An 18,842-nucleotide genomic window follows, 5' to 3' on the forward strand; every position below is an offset into this window, starting at 1 on the left:
CAGCCTGCCGCCGGGCCGCAGCGCCCTGAGCATCGATGCCAGGGCCCGCTCCCGGTCCGGCACGTCGGCGAGGACGAGCCGCGCGTGCACGAGGTCGAAGCCCCCGACGGGCGGCGGGTCGGCCGCGATGTCGTGGACCCGCACTTCGAGGGGCGAGCGCGCGGCGCGCGTCTGCCACGACGTGTCGATGTCGGTCGCCAGGACCCGTCCGGTGGGGCCGACCCGTTTGGCGAGCCAGGAGATCACGGAGGTGCCGCCCGCCCCGACCTCCCAGCAGCGCCAGCCCGGCCCGATGCCGAGGCGTTCGACGTGCCCGAAGGTCGTGGGGTCGAAGAGGGCGGCGAAGGCGTCGGAGCACGACCGCGCCCCGGGCGGCCGGGAATCGGAGAGCTGACGGTGGTCGGAGAGCTGACGGGGTCCTGGGTACTGCCGGGGGTCGAGGAGATGGCCGTCGATTCGCGTCATGCGGCGATCATCCCAGTTGTCCCGCTTGCTCCCGGGAGGCAGAACCGGGCAATCCGGAACGGAGTTCTCCGTTCCCCCAGGCCTTGGCGAGCTGCCGGAACGTACTGGCAGACTGACACGCCAAATCGTCGGTGCGAGGAGCCCACATGTCGATGGCAGGCAATCTGCGCAAGGTAGGAAGCCTGCGCAAGGTCGGCGGCCTGCGCGGGGTCGGCGGCCTCCGGAAGGTCGCGCGGCTGGCCCGCCGCGGCACCCGCGTCGATCTGAGTCACCCGTCCCGCTCCCCACTGGGCTCGTCGGTGGTGAACTGCGTGACGTATCGGGAAGGCGTGCGCCAGCCGCCGGACCGCGATCTGGTCGAGTCGGTGGAGCGCATCCGCAAGACCGGCGACGGCTTCGTCTGGCTGGGGCTGCACGAGCCGACGGAGGAGGAGTTCGCCGGCATCGCCGAGCTCTTCGGCCTGCACCCGCTCGCCGTCGAGGACGCGGTGCACGCCCACCAGCGCCCGAAGGTCGAGCGGTACGACCAGACGCTGTTCGCCGTCTTCAAGACGGTCTGCTACGTGGAACACACCGAACTGACCGCGACCAGCGAGGTGGTGGACACCGGCGAGATCATGGTCTTCGTCGGCCGGGACTTCGTCGTCACGGTCCGGCACGGCAGGCACGGCTCGCTCGGCCCCATGCGTGAGGAGCTCGAAGCGGCGCCCGAGCAGCTCGCCCAGGGCCCGGCCGCGGTGCTGCACGCCCTCGCGGACCACGTCGTGGACGACTATCTCGCGGCGACGGACGCCGTGCAGTCGGACATCGACCAGGTCGAGACGGACGTGTTCGCCCCGGACGGCGCGCGGACCGACCCCGGCCGGATCTACCAGCTCAAGCGCGAACTGCTCGAACTGAAGCGGGCGGTGGTGCCGCTCGGCAGGCCGCTCCAGGTGCTCGCCACCCAGCCGATGCGCGTCATCGCCCCGGAGATACAGGCGTATTTCCGGGACGTCGACGACCACTTGAAGCGCGCCACCGAACAGATCGCCGCCTTCGACGAGTTGCTGAACTCGATCCTCCAGGCGCATCTGGCGCAGGTGACGGTCGCGCAGAACGAGGACATGCGGAAGATCACCGCCTGGGCGGCGGTCATCGCGGTGCCGACGATGGTCTGCGGCATGTACGGCATGAACTTCGACCACATGCCCGAACTGCACTGGCGGTTCGGCTATCCGCTCGTCATGTCCTTGATCGCGGCGGCCTGTGTGGCGCTGTACCGCGGCTTCCGGAGGAACGGCTGGCTCTGAGAAGGCTCGGAGAAGGGGGGCGGCCCACCGGGCAAGAGGCCCGGGGTCAGCTCCTTGCGTACACGCTCTCGACCCAGCCCGCGAGCTGGTCGTCGTCGAGGTGGGTGGCCAGGTCGGCCTCGCTGATCATGCCGACGAGCCGCTTGTTCTCGATCACCGGCAGTCGGCGGATCTGGTGGCCCTGCATCTCCCGCAGCACCTCGACGACATCGGCGCCCGAGTCGATCCAGCGCGGGGTGCCCTTGGCCATGTCGCCCGCGGTGATCCGGGACGGGTCGTGCCCCATGGCCACACAGCCGACGACGATGTCGCGGTCGGTGAGGATGCCGCAGAGCCGTTCGTTCTCGTCGCTGATGGGCAGCGCGCCCACGTCGAGTTCGCGCATCAGCTGGGCGGCGCGGTCCAGGGTCTCGTGCTTGGGGATCCACTGGGCGCCCCGGTGCATGATGTCTCCGGCGGTGGTCATCACTACCTCCCGTTGCCGGGCAGTGTCCGGAGCGGCGCGGAGGCGCGGCTGGTCCCGGCGCTCCTCATTCTCGCGGCGGGCCCGTCGGCACGCATCCGGAGCCTCCCGAGGCCCGGTCAGCCGCTCCACGCCGGATGCCGCGGGTCGTCCGCCCGCACCACCACGTCGGCCGCGGCGGCGGGGTCGGCCTCCGTCTCGTACCGCGCGAAAGCCGGCAGCGTCCATCGCTCGCCCTCCGGCGTGCGCCGCGCCAAGGCCCCCGGCGAGAGCCGCACGTGCAGGGTCAGGTCGAACGGAAACCAGTGGCCGAGGAGCAGCGGTCCGTGCAGCAACAGCATTCCGCCGGGCGGCAGTTGCACGTACGGGCTGCGGCTCGCGCGGTCGGCCACCGGGTCCCACAGATCGGGCAGGACCCGCCCCGTGCCGCCGGGGTCGAGCGGCCCGAAGACCTCCCGCCACAGCGCGCCGGTGTCGAACCACCCGCTGTAGTACGCCTCCACGTCCTCGTGGCCGTACTCGAACCGCAGCGACGCCGGGCGCAGGAAGCCCTCCGTGCCGACCACGAGGGCGCTCCGTCCGCGCAGGCGCAGCGCGTCGGCCACCCGGCGCGCCAGCGCACCGGTGTCACCGGCCGGGGCTCCGTCCACGGCGATCCGCGGCCAGGCGCCCCCGTCGGCCGTCTTCAGGTCGAGCAGGCGGTCGGCGAGGGTGTCGGCCAGTCGTTCCCAGGTGATCGGTTCGAGTCGCACGGGCCCATGATGCCGGGCGCCGTGCCGGTATGGCTTCGCGGGCATCGGTACGACTTCGCGGGCGTCGGCGCGGCTTCGCAGGCATCGGCGCGGCTTCGTCGGGAGCGGGCGCGGGGATGAGAGGGGCATGGCGAGCTCCCCGGTCTCCCCCGCCGCCCGCGCCGGGCTCCTGGTCTTCCAGCCGTTGAAGCGGCGGCGCTGCGCGGAGTGCCACGCCGGTCCGCTGCCGCTGGTCGCCCTGGAGGCGGGTGAGCCGCGCTGCCTGGACTGCGCCGACCTCGGGCACCTCGTCTACCTGCCGCGCGGCGACACGGCGCTCACCCGCCGGGCCCGCGAGGGCAGCGGCCTGTCGGCGGTCGTCGTCCGCTTCCACCGGCGCCGTGCCCGGTACGAGCGGCAGGGCGTCCTCGTCGAGGAGGCCGCGCTGGCCCGTGCCGAGGAGCGCTGCCTGGCGGACGCGGAGGCACGGGCGCGGCGCCGGTCCCGCGACGCGGCGCGCCGGGCCGTGGAGGACGTGCGGTTCACGGAGGCGTTCGCCGCGGAGATCCGTCGGCTCTTCCCCGGCTGCCCGCCGGACCGCGCCCGCGCCATCGCCGCGCACGCCTCGGTGCGGGGCAGCGGCCGGGTGGGGCGGAGCGCGGCGGGCCGGGCCCTGTCCGAGGGGGCGGTGACCGCCGCGGTCACAGCGGCGGTGCGCCACACCGCCACGCCGTACGACCGGCTGCTGATGAGCGGGGTGCCCCGCGGGGAGGCGCGGCGGCGGATCGCCGCCGCGGTGGAGACGACCCTGTGCGGCTGGCGCGTGCCGCGGGGGCACCCCTCATCCGACGCGTAGGGCCCCCACCCGGCCTGCCACCCCCGAGACGCAGGCGCATGCGGCCGCGAGCATCGCGTATGGCATTCGTCGACCTGCGGGAATTGACTTGTGGTGACGGGGCGCCGGGTTGCAGGATCACTCGCTGCCCGCCATCCGATGTACTCGCTGCCCGCCATCCGGTGTAACCACCCCACTCTTCACGGGAGTTGTCATGATCGACGGTCCGTACTTCGTGCTCGCCGTGCTCGGGGCACTCGCCTGCGGCCTCGCCGCGGGCGTCTTCGCCGGATTCTCGACCTTCGTGATGAAGGGGCTCGCGGCGCTGCCTCCGGCCCAGGGCATCGCCGCGATGAACCGCATCAACGTCGCCGCGGTCACCCCGGCGTTCATGGCCGTGTTCATGGGGGCGGCGGCGCTCTGCGCGGTGCTCGCCGTCGTGACGTTCGTGCTCTGGCCGGACGAGGGCACGGTCGAGCTGCTGCTCGGCAGTGCGCTGTATCTCGTCGGCTCGTTCGGCGTGACCATCGCGGCGAACGTGCCGCGCAACGAAGCGCTCGCCGAGGTCGACGAGAACAGCGCGGAGGGCGCCGCGTACTGGCGTACGTACGTCAGTGAGTGGACCGCGTGGAACCACGTCCGCACCGTCGCATCACTCGCCGCGACGGCGTCCTTCATACTCGCCCTGACCTGAGCTGACCCGGCTGCCTGACCCGACCCGGCCTCGCACCGGGCGCCACGGCCCGACCCGACGTATGGTGACAAAAAGCCTGCGCGAGGGAGACGGCCATGGCCGACCCCAAGGGCTTCCTCACCACCGCCCGCCAGGAATGGCCGCGCCGCCCCGTCGGGGAGCGGGTCAGGGACTGGGACGAGGTGTACGTGCCCGGGGCGCTGCTGCCCATCGTCGAACGGCAGGCGGACCGCTGCATGGACTGCGGGGTCCCCTTCTGCCACGAGGCGTGCCCGCTCGGCAATCTCATCCCCGACTGGAACGACCTGGTCTCCCGTGCCGACTGGCACGCGGCGGCGGAGCGGCTGCACGCCACGAACAACTTCCCGGAGTTCACCGGGCGGCTGTGCCCCGCCCCGTGCGAAGCGGGCTGTGTCCTCGCCATCAACCAGCCCGCCGTGACGATCAAGAACGTCGAAGTGGCCGTCGCCGACCGCATCTGGGCCGACGGCCTCGCCCCGCCACGGCCCCCGGAGCGCCTCTCCGGCAGGACCGTCGCCGTCGTCGGATCGGGGCCCGCGGGCCTCGCCGCCGCACAGCAGCTGACGCGCGCCGGGCACACCGTCGCGGTGTACGAGCGGGACGACCGGCCCGGCGGTCTGCTGCGGTACGGGATACCCGCCTTCAAGATGGAGAAGGCGCATCTGGAGCGCAGGCTGGGGCAGTTGGCCGCCGAGGGCGTGCGGTTCCGTACGTCGACCGAGGTCGGGCGGGACGTGGGCGCGGCGGAGCTGCGGAACCGGTACGACGCGGTGGTGCTCGCCGTCGGGGCCACCGCGTGGCGGGACCTGGACGTACCCGGACGGGAGTTGGCCGGGGTCGAGCAGGCCATGGCGTATCTGCCGCTCGCCAACCGGGTGTGCGCGGGCGAGCTGGCCACCTCGCCGCTGAGCGCCGCCCGCAAGCACGTCGTCATCGTCGGCGGCGGCGACACGGGGGCCGACTGCCTGGGCACGGCGATCCGCGAAGGGGCGGCGACCGTCACGCAGTTGGACATCTACGCCCGCCCCGACGCGTCCCGCGACGAGGAGACGGAGCCCTGGCCGACGTACCCGAAGATCCACCGGCTCTCCCCGGCGCACGAGGAGGCCGGGCAGCTGCGGACCGCCCCCGCGACCGGCACCGATGCCGACACCGACGCACGCCTGTTCGCGGCGTCCACGCTCCGCTTCGACGGCGACGCCGCGGGACACGTGCGCGCCCTGCACCTCACGGAGGTCGACGCGGCCCGGCGCCCCCTGCCGGGCACGGAGCGGGAACTCCCGGCCGATCTGGTGCTGCTCGCGCTCGGCTTCTCCGGCCCCGACCGCACGGCGGGCGGCCTGCTCGACCAGCTCGGCGTGGACCTCGACGAGCGGGGCGTGCTCGCCCGTGACGACCACTTCGCGACGAACGTCCCCGGTGTCTTCGCTACCGGCGACGCGGCACGCGGTCAGTCGCTCGTCGTCTGGGCCATCGCGGAGGGCCGCGCGACGGCAGCCGCGGTGGACCGCTGGCTGACGGGGACGACCGGCCTCCCCTCCCCGATCACACCGCACGACCGCCCGATGACCGTGTGACGGCTGAGCGGGGCGGCGGGACGCGTGCACGCAGCGGGGTCCCGTGCCGTCAGGGCTTTCGCGCCACCGCGCCGTATCCCGGGGTGGGGCCGTCCGCCGACTCCGGCGTCCACTCGCCCAGTTCCGGCTTCCAGCGGTCGAGGACCGCGACTCCGGGCACCACCAGCTCGTACCCCTCGAAGAAGCGTTCCACCTCGGCCTGTGTGCGCAGTGCCAGCGTCATGCCGCGCGCCTTGTAGAGCTCACCGGCCTGCTTCGCCGTGTCCGGGGTGAAGTCGGCCGTGCCGTGCGACAGCATCAGGTGGCTGCCGGGCGGCAGCGCCCGCATCAGCCGGTCCACCAGGTCGTAGGCGCCGTCCTCGTCCGCGATGAAGTGCAGCAGCGCGACCAGACAGAGGGCGACGGGCCGTTCCAGATCGAGGACCTTCGAGGCCTCTTCGAGGATCCTCTCCGGCTCGCGGAAGTCCGCCTGGATGTACTCGGTGACGCCCTGCGGGGTCGAGCGCAGCAGGGCGCCGGCGTGGGCGAGGACGATGGGGTCGTTGTCGCAGTAGACGACGCGGGTCTCGGGGGCGATCCCCTGGGCGATCTGGTGGAGGTTCGGCTCGGTCGGTATGCCGGTGCCGACGTCCAGGAACTGCCGTACGCCCTGGGAGGCGAGCCAGCGCGTGGCGCGCTGCATGAACGCGCGGTTGGCCCGCGCCGTCGTCAGGACCCGCCCGTCCATGGCGACGAGCTGCCGCCCCATCTCCTCGTCCACGGGGTAGTTGTCCTTGCCCCCGAGGAACCAGTCGTACATCCGCGCGGGGTGCGGCTTACTCGTGTCGATGTACGACGAGTCGGTCATGCGAACTCCAAGCGAGTGGATCGGGGAACGTCACGCGGTCACGACAGCAGGAAGTCCGCTTCGCCCGCCTTCGCCCCCTGGATGAACGCGTTGATCTCTCCGTACGTGTAGATGAGCGCGGGGCCGTCGGGGTCGGCGGACTGACGCACGGCCACCCGTCCGTCGGCGAGCTTCATGGCTTCCAGGCAGTTGCCGCCGTTGCCGCCGCTCCAGGGCTTGTGCCAGCCCTCGGTGCCCAGGTCGCGGGCGGGCATGCCGTTGTAGATCCGGGATTCCCTGATCTCGCTGCGCGAGTCGTCGCGGGCCCCGGGTGAACGCGGACCGGCAGGGCGCGTTCCGGATCGGTGTCGGTCCATGTCACAGCTCCTTGCGGAGGTCCCGGAGGATCTCCTTCGTGCGTTGTGCGGTGGCGGCCTGCGCCGCCATGCGGTCCATGACCTCCAGGTGGGTGGCCACCTCGGTGCGCGCGTCGAGGTAGACGGCGCCGGTCAGGTACTCGCTGTAGACCATGTCGGGCAGCTCCGCCATGGCGAAGCGGAAGAGCACGAACGGTCCGAACGTGCCGGGATGCGGGCCCGCCGCGAAGGTCGCGACCTGCAGGGTGACATGGGGCAGTTCGGCGGCTTCGAGCAGCCGGTCGATCTGGTTCCGCATCACCTCCGCGTCGCCCACGGGCCTGCGCAGCGCGGTCTCGTCCATCACCACCCACAGACGGGGCGCGTCCTCACGGGTGAGCAGCGCCTGGCGCTCCATGCGCAGCGCCACATACCGCTCGATGTCCGTGGGCCGGGTCTGGCCGATGGCGCCGGAGCGCATCACTCCGCGTGCGTACTCCTCGGTCTGCAGGAGTCCCGGCACGAAGTGGGGTTCGTACGACCTGATGAGGCTGGCGGCCCCTTCCAGGCTGACGTACATGCTGAACCAGCCCGGCAGGATGTCGTGGAACCGCTGCCACCAGCCGGGCTTGTTGGCCTCCTCGGCGAGCATGACGAAGGCGTCGGCCTCGTCGTCCGCGACTCCGTACGACTTCAGGAGCAGCTGGAGGTACGGGATCTTCAGCGCGACCTCGGCCGTCTCCATCCGCCGGACGGTGGCGGGGGCGACGCGCAGGACCTTCGCTGCCTCCTCGCGTTTCAGGCCCGCGCTCTCGCGCAGGTCCTGCAGGCGACGACCGAGAACGACCTGGCCGACGGTCGGCGCGGACCGCGGTTCGCTCACGTCTCCTACCTCCACCTGACTCCGCGTTGCTTCAACTCACACCGCACCGCGAGCTGTAGCGAGCAGTGTGCCATGCGCTGTCACAGAGGAACACGCCACTGTGCACTTTTCAGAGTGGGTCTTGCCAAGGTGTTCCGGGCGGGGCGATAGTGGAGAGCGTGACTCCGCCCGCGCCGTTACGAACCGAAGCCGCCGGAGGCCGTCTTGGCGATCTCGCCGAGGCACGGCCCGAGGACGCCGAGGTCTGCGTCAGTTTCGCTCTCGCACCTCGTCCGGGCTCCGTCGCACAGGCCAGACGCCTGATGCGCACGCAGCTGGACGGGTGGGCGGTGAGCGACGACGACGCCTGCGACGCGGCGGCACTCGTTCTCTCCGAACTGGTCACCAATGCCGTGGTGCACACCGCGAGCCGGCGGATCATCTGCGAGCTCTGCGCGGATCCGGAGAAGCTGCGAATAGCCGTGCGTGACGAAGGCTGCGGTTCAGGGATGCCGCGCCCGGTGCACAGGGGGACCGACGAGGAGCACGGGAGGGGACTGCTCCTTGTCGACGCGGTGAGCAGCGCGTGGGGCGTCCACGACGCGGGGCCCGGTATCGGGCGAACGGTGTGGGCGGAGTTGCGGCGTACGTCGTCGCCGACGACGACAGCGACGGCGTACGCATAGAGGCACAGCGGAACGGAACGATCGAGCGTGGCAGTGGCACGGGCGGGGGGCATGTGAGCGCGGGTACGGTGCGGCCGTTGGATCTGAACACCTTGGTCCGTCTGTCGCGACGGCGGCAGCGCGCCGGGAGATCGACCCCGCCGCCCCTGCGGCTCGATCTGCCCGAGGGCATGACCGAGCCGCTCGGCTGCGACGCGGTGGCGGTGCCCGCGGCGCTCGGGCCCCGGCTGATGTCCCGGCTCCCCCGCGTGGGGTGTGTGTACGAGGACGGGGCGCGCTGGTGGTGGATCGTGCCCGCGGACTCCGACGTGGCCATGGAGTGGCCCGCCCCTGTCGCCTACTCGGCGGGAGCGGTGGTGCGGGACGCGGACTGTCGCCCGGTGCTCATCAACCGTCCTGCGGACGACGTCCCCTATACGCCGCCGATCCCGTTGTATCTGGCGCTGTGCCGGGTGACGGGGACGACGCCGGGATGGTCCCGGGCCCTCAGCGCGTAAGCGCTCCGCTGGGTTTGGCGGCTTTGGGTTCGGGGACCCAGGGTTGTTGCCCGACTGCGGGTGAGTGGGGGCTTGTGGCGCAGTTCCCCGCGCCCCTGGAACCCGGCGTCCCCGGCGCCTGAACGGGCTTCACGGTTTCCAGTCCACCGTGGATCTGACCGCGGCCGCGACTCGTCCCGCGTCCGGTGTGTACAGGTCTTCCAGAGGTGGGCTGAAGGGGACCGGCGTGTGGGGTGGGGTGACCGTGGCTATCGGGGCGCGGAGGGACGCGAAGGCCTCCCGGGCCACCAGGGCGGAGATGTCCGCGGCCATGCCGCAGCGCGGGCCCGCCTCGTCGACGACCGCCAACCGGCCCGTGCGCTCCACGCTTTCGAGGATCGTCCCGGCATCGAGCGGGCTGGTCGTGCGCGGGTCGAGCACCTCGCACCGCACCCCGGCACCGGCCAGCTCGTCGGCGGCCTCGCAGGCGACGGAGACCATCCGCCCGAGCGCGACGACCGTGATGTCCCGGCCCTCCCGGACCACGTCCGCCGCGCCGAAGGGAATCGTGTAGCTCTCGGCGGGGACCTCGCCCACCACGTCGTACATCGCCTTGTGCTCGCAGAAGATCACCGGGTCGTCGTCCCGGATCGCCTGGATCAGCAGCCCCTTCGCCTCGTACGGCGAGGAGGGCAGCACCACCTTCAGGCCGGGCACCGACGTGAAGAGGGGATACAGGGCCTGCGAGTGCTGGGCCGCGGCCCGCAGGCCCGTCCCGTACATGGTGCGGATCACGACCGGGGTGACGGCCTTGCCACCGAACATGTAGCGGAACTTCGCCGCCTGGTTGAAGATCTGGTCGAAGCACACCCCCATGAAGTCGATGAACATCAGTTCGGCGACCGGGCGGAGTCCGCGGGTGGCGGCCCCGATCGCCGCGCCGATGAACGCCGACTCCGAGATGGGGGTGTCCAGGACCCGTCCGGGGAACCGGGGCTGCAGCCCTTTGGTCACCCCCAGCACACCGCCCCACGCGTCGTCCGCTCCGGGCGCGCCCGCGCCGCCCGCGTTGTCCTCGCCCATCACGATGACGGAGGGGTCGCGCTCCATCTCCTGCGCCAGCGCTTCGTTGATCGCCTCGCGGTAGCTGATGCTGCGTGCCATGCGGCTCCGACTCCCCTCAGAGGTACGAGATGTAGACGTCCGTCTCCAGGTCGGCGCGGGTCGGCAGGGGCGCCGACCTGGCCTCGGCGACCGCCTCGTCGATGAGCGCGGCGACCTCGGCGTCGACCGCGTCGAGACGGTCGGCGGTCAGCTCACCGGTGCCGGTCACGGTCGCGCGGAAACGGGTGAGGCAGTCGAGTTCGGCGCGCGCGTGCCGCACCTCGTCGGCCCGGTAGGCCTGCCGGTCGCCCTCGAAATGGCCGTAGTAGCGGGTGAGCCGGACCTCGATCAGCGTCGGTCCGCCGCCCCCGCGGGCCCGCTCCACCGCCGCGCCCGCCGCCTCGTGCACCGCGAAGAAGTCGAAGCCGTCGACGCTCACGCCCGGCATGCCGAAGGCCGCCGCGCGGTCCGCGATGGAGCCGCCGCCCACCGACCACTCGGCCGCGGTGGCCTCCGCGTATCCGTTGTTCTCGGCGACGAAGACGGCCGGAAGCCGCCACACGGAGGCGAGGTTGAGGGATTCGAGGGTGGTGCCCTGATTGCTGCCGCCGTCACCGAAGAAGGCCACGCCGACGCCTCCGTCGCCGCGCACCTTCGCGGCGAGCGCGGCCCCGCAGGCCAGCGGCGGGCCGCCGCCGACGATGCCGTTGGCGCCGAGCATGCCCTTGGCGAGGTCCGCGATGTGCATCGAGCCGCCCTTGCCCCGGCACGCTCCTGTCGTACGCCCGTAGATCTCCGCCATCATCGCTTTCACGTCGACGTGCTTGGCGATGCAGTGGCCGTGGCCCCGGTGGGTCGAGGCGATGGTGTCGCGCTCGTCGTCGAGGTGGGCGCAGACCCCGGCCGCGGAGGCCTCCTCCCCTGCGTAGAGATGGACGAAGCCGGGGATCTCGCCGGTCGCGAACTCGTCGTGGAGGCGCTCCTCGAAGCTGCGGACGGTACGCATCGTGCGGTAGGCGTCGAGCAGCGCGGGGCCGTCGAGGCCGTGCGCACGGGGGCCTTCGGATGTCCGGAGAGCGTCGGTCACGGAATAACTCCTTTGCCTGTACGGGGGCGGAGTTGCGTCCATGGGGCATGGCACCCTCGGCCCGCCGACCCGGCAAGAGTTGCCCGGGGTTGCGTCCGCCCCGACCGCCCCTTCTCCGCCACGAGCGCCCCGGCCGTGCTCCGGGTACACCGTGGCGGAGCGCGCACGCGCCCTGCACACGCCCCGCGGCCGCCGCGATAGTGGCCGCCGCTTCCCAACGCGCCCACGGAGACCGGCTTGGACGAAACGAAGAGACCACAGAGCCCCTGCGGCGGCACCTCGGAGTCCGAAGCACTGCTCTTCGGCGGTCCGCTGCGCTACGACACCGGCTGGTCGCAGCACGAGGACGCCTTTCTGCAGCTGGGGTTCCGCGCCATGCTGACGCGGCTGCCCGCCCTGCTCGGCGCCAGTTTCCGGCTCGCCTGGCAGGCCGACCGGCAGGCCGCCCGCACCGTGCTCGGCGCGGAGCTGGCCCGCGGAGTCGCCCAGGCGGTGAGCCTGCTGGCGGTGAACGGCGTCCTCGCGCGCCTGATGACGAACGCCCCGATCGCGGACCGGCTGCGCGGCGCGGCCCCCGCGCTGGTCACCATGGCATGCATGCTGTGCGCCGCCGCGCTGCTGCGCGCCGCGTCGACGTATGCGACGGGACGCCTGGAGCCGAAGGTCGAACGCGTCGCCACCGAGCAGTACTTGGAGCGGGCCGCCGCCGTGGAGCTGTCGGCCATCGAGGACGACGCCTTCCACAAACTGCTCGACACCGCGCAGTACGGTGCCGCGTCCGCCCGCCGCATGATCGCCACCTCGACCCGCGTGGTGAACGCGCTGATCTCCCTGATCGCGGCGGCGGGCGTCCTCACCGTGCTGCACCCGGTGCTGTTACCGCTCCTCGTGACCATGACCCTGCCGAGCGCGTGGAGCGCCCTCACCATCGCCCGGCGCCGCTACCGCTCCTTCCACGCCTGGGTGCAGCACGCCCGTGCGGGCCGCCTGATCAGCGGTCTGCTCACCGAGGCGGCCGCGGCGCCCGAGATCCGCGTGCACGGCGTGGGGCCCTTCCTGCTGCGCCACTTCCGGTCCATGTCGGAGGCGGCCGAGGAGGAGCAGGCCAGGCTGGCGCGGCTCGCCGCCCGCACCGGTCTGATCGCGGCCGTCTGGACGGGCCTGGCGACGGCGGCGACGTACGCGACGCTCGGCGGGCTGCTGCTCGCCGGGGCGATGGCACTGTCCGTGGCGGGCACCGCCGTCATCGCGATCCGGACGGGCGCGGCAAGCCTGGACACCCTCGTCCTTGAGGTCAACTCCCTGCACGAGGACGCCCTGTTCGTCGGCGATCTCGACCGGCTCTGCGTGGAGGCGGCGCGCCGCGCCATCCCCGTGGGCGGCGCGCCGCTGCCGCGGGACCCGCGCGAGATCCGCTTCGACCACGTCACCTTCCGCTATCCGGGGGCCGCGGGCCGGGACGCGCTCCGCGATGTCTCCCTGTCGCTGCCCACCGGCAAGATCATCGCCCTGGTCGGCGAGAACGGCTCGGGCAAGACGACCCTGGTCAAGCTGCTCGCGGGCCTGTACGCGCCGGACCGCGGCCGGATCCTGTGGGACGACGTGGACGCCGCGACCGCGGACCGCGCCCGGCTCGCCGAGCGGATCGCGATGGTCGCGCAGGACTTCAAGCGGTGGCCGTTCACGGCGCGCGTGAACGTGGCGATCGGCCGGGCCTCCGCGGCCCGCACCGACGAGCGGCTGCGCACCTCGCTGACGGAGGCGGGCGCGGAGCCCGTCGTGGCGGATCTGCCGCGCGGCCTGGACACACTGCTCGCGAAGGCGTTCACGGGCGGACACGAGCTGTCGGGGGGCCAGTGGCAGCGCTTGGGCATCGCACGGGCCGCGTACCGGCGGGGCCGGATCCTCGTCGTCGACGAGCCGACCGCGGCGCTCGACGCCCGCGCCGAGCTGGAGGTCTTCGAGAAGATCAGGGCGCTGGCCGGGACGGGCCAGACGGTGGTCCTCATCACCCACCGGCTGGCGTCCGTGCGCCACGCCGATCTGGTCCACGTCCTCGACGAGGGCCGGCTCGTGGAGTCCGGCACCCCGGAGGAACTGCTCGCCGCCGGCGGTGTCTACGCCGAGTTGTACGCGCTCCAGGCCGATCAGTTCCTGGCGCGCTGAGAGCCTGGGAGGGCGCTTCGGCAACGCGGCGAGCGTGCGTGCCAGGCGGCGCCCACCCGGCCGGGGTCATGACACAGGCTCTGAGCGCGTCCTACGCGACGGCCGCCAGCTCCACGGCCTCGTCGGGCACGCGCACGATCACCAGGAAGGCATCCGACGCGAGGTCCATGACGACCTCGGCGGGCTGTCCTTCCTGCCGCCGGTCCCGCGCGAACTCCTCCGCGGGCCACGATCCGCGGGGTCCGCCCGCGGGAAAGCGTTCCAGCACCACTCGTCCGTTCATCATGATCCCTGTCCCCCGTTGTCGTTCCGTCGCGTGCGCTGTCCCGAGCCTCCGCATCCGAAGACTCTGTACGGAGGAGAACGCGCGGAACGGTCCCGAGGATGCGCAACGTGACGGAATCGAGACGGAGTTGGGCCATTTCCCAGGGTTCTCCCCGGGAACTTCCGGCGCTCGGCCCGGTCGGCTCAGTGCTCGTACTCGTCGTGGTACCGGACGCGCGCGCTGCCCGCGGGAGCCCCGTACACCGACGCACGCCCCGCGGGCCGCTCCCACTCCTCCTGCCGCCCGAGCGCGGTGAGGTCGAGGAGGCTCGTGGTGGAGCCGACGCCGTCCAGGCCGCGGGCGAACGTCGCGTACGTGTGGAAGATCCGGTCGGCGTACCGCAGGAAGCAGTTGATCGCGGGCACGTCCTGGGGCTCCTCGGGCGAGGAGGCCAGGAAGTCGTAGTTGAAGTCGCCGCCGTTCGTCGAGTACCAGGGCACGGTCCAGCCCATCCGGGCCTTGAAGGTCAGCAGCTTGGTGAAGGGCGCCCGCGACACGGCGACGAAGTTCGTGGACCGGGCCCGCAGGTGCGCGAGGTGCCCGATCTGGTCGAGGAACCCGGAGCAGCTGCGGCAGCCCGCGTCCCACTCGGGGGCGAACATGAAGTGGTAGACGATCAGCTGGTCCCTGCCGTCGAAGAGGTCGAGCAGGGTCGCCTTTCCGTCGGGGCCGTCGAAGTAGTACTCCTTGTCGACCTCGACCATCGGCAGCCCGCGCCGCTCGGCGTTGAGCGCGTCGCGGGCGCGGGTGGCCGCCTTCTCCTTGGCCAGCAGTCCCTCACGCGCGAGGAGCCACTCCTCGCGCGTGACGATCTCCGGAAGTCCCATGGTGTGTCTCCTCCACCCGTCGGGCGCATACGTCTGCGAAGGGTGGACCGGCGGGCTTCCCGGAACTCATCGCTCGCGGGCGAAGAAGTTCCGGAGAACTTTCAGAGGAGCACCGGGAGTTCGAGCAAACCCCGGGAACGGATCGACCGACGCCACCGGATCTCGTCCCTGGGGACGGCCAGCGCGAGGCGCGGGAAGCGCTCGATCAGGGCCCCGACCGCGATCTCGATCTCCAGCCGGGCCAGGGGCCCGCCGACGCAGTGGTGGATGCCGTGGCCGAGGGCGACGTGTCCGGCGGTGGCGCGGTCGAGGTCGAGGCGGTCGGGGTCGGGGAAGCGCCCGGGGTCGCGGTTGGCGGAGCCGATCGACAGCAGCACGGTCTCACCGGCGGGCACCGTGACGCCCGCGATCGTGATGTCCCGCACCGGGAAGCGGCGGATGGCGAGCGGCGCGGGCCCGTCGTAGCGCTGGAACTCCTCGACGGCCGCGGGAAGTCGGGCGGGGTCGTCCCGCAGGGCGGCGAGCTGCTCCGGGTGGTCGAGGAGGGCGAGCACGGCATTGCCGATGAGGTGGACGGTGTTCTCGTACCCGGCGAAGAGGATCAGGAAGGCGAGCGACATCAGCTCGTCCTCGCTGAGCCGGTCCCCCGCGTCCCGCACCGCGATCAGGTCGGAGAGGAGGTCGTCGGCGGGGCTCTGCCGCTTGTCCGCGAGGAGCCCGGTGAAGAAGCCGAGCATGGCGACGACGGCCTGCTTCGCCTTCTCCGGGTGTGCAGGGTCGGGCGCGAGGAGGGCGTCGGTCCACTCCCGGAAGTCGCGGCGGCTCCCGTCCGGCACCCCGAGGAGGTCGCAGATGACGGTGATGGGCAGCGGTGCGGCGTACGCGTCGACGAGGTCGGCGCGGCCGAGCGGTTCGACGGCGTCGAGGAGGGCGTCGGCGGTGCGCCGGACGGGGGCGCGCAGCCCCTCGACGCGCCGCCGGGTGAAGGCCCGGCCGACCAGGCCGCGGATGCGGGTGTGGTCGGGCGGGTCCATGTTGAGGAGGTTCGCGTCGAGGGCGGGCGGCAGCGCGAGGCCGCGGTAGCCGCCGGGCAGGGCGCGGCTCTTGTCGAGCGAGAGCAGCGGATTCGCGAGGGCCTCGCGGACGTCGTCGTACCGGGTGACGAGCCAGGCGGGGCTGCCGTCGGCGCCCGCGATCCGGTGCACGGGGGCGGTGTCGCGCAGCCGCGCGCAGACCGCGTACGGATCGTCGACGAGCCCCTCGGCCGGGTCCTGACCTGCGGCCCCGTCCTGATTCCCCGGGCCCTGGTGTGTCCTCGTCGTCGCCATGCCTCCCACCCTAGGGAGCGCCCCGGCCGCTTCCTCGGCCGCCCCCACCACCGCACCTACCCCTCGTACTCCTGGATCCGCTTCCCGTGGCTCCGGTCGACGAGTTCGGGCAGGAGTCCGCTCAACTCGCCCACGATGTCCGGCACATCGAGCGTCAGCAGCTCGCGGTCGCGCATCAGGACCCGCCCGGCCACGATCGTGGTGCGCACGTCGCCGGAGCGGGCGCTGTGCACGAGCGTGGCCGCGAGGTCGTGCACCGGCTGGGTGTGCGGTCCGGTCACGTCGACGAGGACGATGTCGGCCCGCCGCCCGGCGGCGAGGCTCCCGATCTCGTCCCCGAGCCCGACGGCCCGCGCGCTCTGCAGGGTGGCGTGGTCCAGGGCCTGGCGGGCGGTGAGCCAGGTCGGGTCCCGTTCCACGGACTTCTGGACGAGCGCGGTGAGCGTCATGGACTCCCACACGTCGAGGGTGTTGTTGGACGCGGCGCCGTCCGTGGCGAGGCCGACCGGGACGCCCGCCTCGCGCAGGGCCCGCACGGGCGTCGTGTCCCAGCCGAACTTCAGATAGCCGCGGGGTGCGGAGGCGACGGCGACGCGTCCGCCGGTGCGTTCCGCCGCCCGGCGCAGGACGGGCAGGTCGCGGGCGGTGTCGAGGCCGGTGACGTGGGCGAGGAGCACGTCGGTGTCGAGGAGTCCGGCGCGCTCCAGGATCTCGATGGGGGTGCGGCCGTGGCGGGCCAGGCTGTTGGCGGTCTGCTCGCGGTTCTCGGCGGCGTGGATGTGGACCAGCAGGCCGTGTTCCCCGGCGAGTTCCGCGGTCGCGGCGAGGTCGGACCCGTCGACGGTGTAGGGGGCGTGCGGGGCGAGGCAGGTGGTGATGCGGCCGTCGGCGGCGCCCCGCTGCCGGAGCGCGAAGTCGAGGGAGGCGGCGCGCCCTTCGGGTCCCTGTGTGCTGAAGTAGGCCTGGCCGAGGACGGCGCGCAGGCCGCTCTCCCGGGTGGCGGCGGCCACCTCGTCCATGGCGAAGTAGTGGTCGGCGAAGGTGGTGACGCCGCCACGGATCATCTCGGCGCAGGCGAGCCGCGCGCCGAGCCCGACGACGCGCTCGGTCAGGTTGGACTCGACGGGCCAGATCCAGTCGTTGAACCACGCGTGGGCGGGCAGGTCCTCGGCGAGGCCGCGCAGGGCCACCATCGGCGTGTGCGTGTGGCAGTTGACGAGTCCGGGGAGGGCGACGGTGCCGCGGCCGTCGACGTGTCCGGCGCCCGGCGGAGCCTGCGGGCCGCCCGCCGTGACGGAGGCGATGACTCCGTCACGTACGACGATCGTGGCGTCGTCGACGAAGACGATCTCTCCCCGCGGATCGTGGGTCAGCGCGGTGCAGCCGGTGACGACGAGGTCTGTGGGGCCGGGCGTGCCGAGTCCGGCGGGGCCGGGCGAGGGAGGCGGCGTCATCTCTTCAAGGTAGTGCGAGTGCGCATCCGGCGGCCCTGTCGCGGGGACGGTTTCGCGGGCACGCTGGCCCCACCCGCCGATCGGCCGAGGGGACACGGACCAGGGATTCGGACCAGGGATTCGGACGAGGGAGTCGGCGATGATCATCGGCACGTGGAACCTGGAGAACCTCTACCGCCCCGGCGGGCCGTTCGGCCCCGAGGACAAGGCCGCGTACGAGGCGAAACTGGCCTCGCTCGCGGCGACGATCACCGCGCTGCGGCCGAGCGTCCTCGGTGTGCAGGAGGTCGGCGACCCGGCGGCGCTGGCCGACCTGGCGGGCATGCTGGAGGGCACCTGGCACGTCACGCTCTCGCAGCACGCGGACGACCGGGGCATCCGGGTCGGCTTCCTCACCAGCCTGCCCGTCTTCGTCGTCGCCGACGAGGTCGGCCTGCCGGACCCGGTGCGGCCGGTGCAGACCGACGACTCGGGACGGACGACGGCGCGGGCCGGACGGGGCATCCTCGCGGTGACGGTGTCGACCCGGGCGTTCTTCTTCGACGCGGTGGTCTGCCACCTCAAGTCGAAGCTGCTCAGCTACCCCGGCGGCCGGTTCTTCCCGCGCGACGAGGGCGAGCGCGCGCGGTACGGCGCGTACGCCCTGTACCGCCGTGCGGCCGAGGCGACCGCGGTGCGCGCGCTCGCCGACCGGCGGCTGCAGGGCGACGGCCGGGAACACGGGGTCGCCGTGCTCGGGGACCTCAACGACGAGGTCGGGGCGGCGACGACACAGATCCTGCTCGGCCCGCCCGGCTCCGAGATCGGCACGCCGGGCTTCGACCGCCCGGACAAGGGGGACGCGACGCGGCTGTGGAACGTGGCACCGCTGATCCCGGCCGACCAGCGCTTCTCCCGCATCCACGCGGGCCGCCGCGAGCTCATCGACCACGTCCTGGTGAGCCGTGGCCTGATGGACCAGGTCCGCGGGGCGGGCACGGGCGCGCCGGGCGCCGCGGCGACCGCGCTGCCGTCGGTGGAGGAGGGGGATCCGGCGGGGCGGCGGAATGTGCCGGGTTCGGATCATGCGCCGGTGTGGATACGGATTCAGCCGTAGGGGGGAGTTGGGCTGAGGTGCGTTCCGGCCGAGGCCCGTACCGCTGAGGCCCGTACCGGCGGCGTGCGTGGTGCGGGTGCGGCCGTGGCGACCTGGCGACGCACGTGGGTTCGGCGGGGCGCGAGCCCTAAGCTTCCTCCCGTCACCCACCAGCCGCACCTCGCACGCCGC

The 18,842-nt window shown here is 72.7% G+C and carries 20 protein-coding genes; 8 read left to right on the forward strand and 12 right to left on the reverse strand.

Going from position 1 to position 18,842, the window contains the following annotated elements; translation table 11 throughout:
• Positions 1-465 (reverse strand): class I SAM-dependent methyltransferase (locus AOK03_RS27235; protein WP_157869093.1); only part of this gene is annotated, 465 nt, incomplete at its 3' end.
• 146 nt (positions 466-611) lie between these two features.
• Between AOK03_RS27235 and AOK03_RS27240 the strand changes: the two genes are divergently transcribed.
• The gene (locus AOK03_RS27240; protein WP_055567997.1) at positions 612-1,757 is read left to right on the forward strand and encodes a magnesium and cobalt transport protein CorA; all 1,146 of its coding nucleotides are present in this window, start codon (positions 612-614) and stop codon (positions 1,755-1,757) included.
• A gap of 46 nt (positions 1,758-1,803) precedes the next feature.
• Here AOK03_RS27240 and AOK03_RS27245 read toward each other — a convergent pair whose 3' ends face one another.
• Both AOK03_RS27245 and AOK03_RS27250 read right to left on the reverse strand, forming a co-directional pair.
• The gene (locus tag AOK03_RS27245; protein ID WP_055567998.1) at positions 1,804-2,223 is read right to left on the reverse strand and encodes a CBS domain-containing protein; all 420 of its coding nucleotides are present in this window, start codon (positions 2,221-2,223) and stop codon (positions 1,804-1,806) included.
• 116 nt (positions 2,224-2,339) lie between these two features.
• Positions 2,340-2,972: a nucleoside/nucleotide kinase family protein gene (locus AOK03_RS27250; protein ID WP_055567999.1), complete on the reverse strand. Its 633-nt coding sequence runs from the start codon at positions 2,970-2,972 to the stop codon at positions 2,340-2,342.
• Positions 2,973-3,099: 127 nt separating this feature from the next.
• Here AOK03_RS27250 and AOK03_RS27255 point away from each other — a divergent pair, with 127 nt between their 5' ends.
• The 3 genes from AOK03_RS27255 (at position 3,100) to AOK03_RS27265 (ending at position 6,078) form a co-directional block, all read left to right on the forward strand.
• Positions 3,100-3,807, forward strand: a complete 708-nt coding sequence (locus AOK03_RS27255; protein ID WP_055568000.1) for a DUF2293 domain-containing protein — start codon at positions 3,100-3,102, stop codon at positions 3,805-3,807.
• A gap of 193 nt (positions 3,808-4,000) precedes the next feature.
• The gene (locus AOK03_RS27260; RefSeq protein ID WP_055568001.1) at positions 4,001-4,480 is read left to right on the forward strand and encodes an anthrone oxygenase family protein; all 480 of its coding nucleotides are present in this window, start codon (positions 4,001-4,003) and stop codon (positions 4,478-4,480) included.
• A 95-nt stretch (positions 4,481-4,575) separates the two neighbouring features.
• Positions 4,576-6,078: a glutamate synthase subunit beta gene (locus tag AOK03_RS27265; RefSeq protein WP_055568002.1), complete on the forward strand. Its 1,503-nt coding sequence runs from the start codon at positions 4,576-4,578 to the stop codon at positions 6,076-6,078.
• Between the two features lie 49 nt (positions 6,079-6,127).
• On the opposite strand, the gene AOK03_RS27270 is transcribed toward AOK03_RS27265, so the two are convergent.
• The 3 genes from AOK03_RS27270 to AOK03_RS27280 form a co-directional block, all read right to left on the reverse strand.
• Positions 6,128-6,925, reverse strand: a complete 798-nt coding sequence (locus AOK03_RS27270) for an SAM-dependent methyltransferase (protein WP_055568003.1) — start codon at positions 6,923-6,925, stop codon at positions 6,128-6,130.
• Between the two features lie 38 nt (positions 6,926-6,963).
• On the reverse strand, positions 6,964-7,179 hold the full coding sequence (locus tag AOK03_RS27275) for a DUF397 domain-containing protein (protein ID WP_244177774.1): 216 nt from the start codon (positions 7,177-7,179) through the stop codon (positions 6,964-6,966).
• A gap of 103 nt (positions 7,180-7,282) precedes the next feature.
• On the reverse strand, positions 7,283-8,143 hold the full coding sequence (locus tag AOK03_RS27280; protein ID WP_055568005.1) for a helix-turn-helix domain-containing protein: 861 nt from the start codon (positions 8,141-8,143) through the stop codon (positions 7,283-7,285).
• 158 nt (positions 8,144-8,301) lie between these two features.
• Between AOK03_RS27280 and AOK03_RS27285 the strand changes: the two genes are divergently transcribed.
• Entirely contained in the window at positions 8,302-8,808 is a 507-nt protein-coding gene (locus tag AOK03_RS27285) for an ATP-binding protein (protein ID WP_279616337.1), read from the forward strand.
• Between the two features lie 77 nt (positions 8,809-8,885).
• Positions 8,886-9,305: a hypothetical protein gene (locus AOK03_RS27290; RefSeq protein ID WP_244177773.1), complete on the forward strand. Its 420-nt coding sequence runs from the start codon at positions 8,886-8,888 to the stop codon at positions 9,303-9,305.
• Positions 9,306-9,434: 129 nt separating this feature from the next.
• On the opposite strand, the gene AOK03_RS27295 is transcribed toward AOK03_RS27290, so the two are convergent.
• Positions 9,435-10,448, reverse strand: coding sequence for an alpha-ketoacid dehydrogenase subunit beta (locus AOK03_RS27295; protein ID WP_055568008.1), 1,014 nt, complete (start codon positions 10,446-10,448; stop codon positions 9,435-9,437).
• Positions 10,449-10,464: 16 nt separating this feature from the next.
• Entirely contained in the window at positions 10,465-11,475 is a 1,011-nt protein-coding gene (locus AOK03_RS27300; RefSeq protein ID WP_279616338.1) for a thiamine pyrophosphate-dependent dehydrogenase E1 component subunit alpha, read from the reverse strand.
• Between the two features lie 237 nt (positions 11,476-11,712).
• On the opposite strand from AOK03_RS27300, the gene AOK03_RS27305 reads away from it, so the two are divergent.
• A complete protein-coding gene (locus tag AOK03_RS27305; protein ID WP_055568009.1) occupies positions 11,713-13,641 on the forward strand; it encodes an ABC transporter ATP-binding protein in 1,929 nt (642 codons plus the stop codon).
• Between the two features lie 91 nt (positions 13,642-13,732).
• On the opposite strand, the gene AOK03_RS27310 is transcribed toward AOK03_RS27305, so the two are convergent.
• The 4 genes from AOK03_RS27310 to AOK03_RS27325 form a co-directional block, all read right to left on the reverse strand.
• Complete coding sequence (locus tag AOK03_RS27310; protein ID WP_079074987.1) at positions 13,733-13,924, reverse strand: hypothetical protein; 192 nt, start codon at positions 13,922-13,924, stop codon at positions 13,733-13,735.
• Positions 13,925-14,109: 185 nt separating this feature from the next.
• Positions 14,110-14,793: a DUF899 domain-containing protein gene (locus AOK03_RS27315; RefSeq protein WP_055568011.1), complete on the reverse strand. Its 684-nt coding sequence runs from the start codon at positions 14,791-14,793 to the stop codon at positions 14,110-14,112.
• A 101-nt stretch (positions 14,794-14,894) separates the two neighbouring features.
• The gene (locus AOK03_RS27320) at positions 14,895-16,121 is read right to left on the reverse strand and encodes a cytochrome P450 family protein (protein WP_055568012.1); all 1,227 of its coding nucleotides are present in this window, start codon (positions 16,119-16,121) and stop codon (positions 14,895-14,897) included.
• 56 nt (positions 16,122-16,177) lie between these two features.
• Entirely contained in the window at positions 16,178-17,575 is a 1,398-nt protein-coding gene (locus AOK03_RS27325; RefSeq protein WP_055568013.1) for an amidohydrolase, read from the reverse strand.
• A 139-nt stretch (positions 17,576-17,714) separates the two neighbouring features.
• Here AOK03_RS27325 and AOK03_RS27330 point away from each other — a divergent pair, with 139 nt between their 5' ends.
• On the forward strand, positions 17,715-18,671 hold the full coding sequence (locus AOK03_RS27330; RefSeq protein WP_055568014.1) for an endonuclease/exonuclease/phosphatase family protein: 957 nt from the start codon (positions 17,715-17,717) through the stop codon (positions 18,669-18,671).
• Positions 18,672-18,842 lie beyond the last annotated feature (171 nt).

It is taken from the genome of Streptomyces atriruber, from assembly GCF_001418325.1.
Taxonomy (GTDB): domain Bacteria; phylum Actinomycetota; class Actinomycetes; order Streptomycetales; family Streptomycetaceae; genus Streptomyces; species Streptomyces atriruber.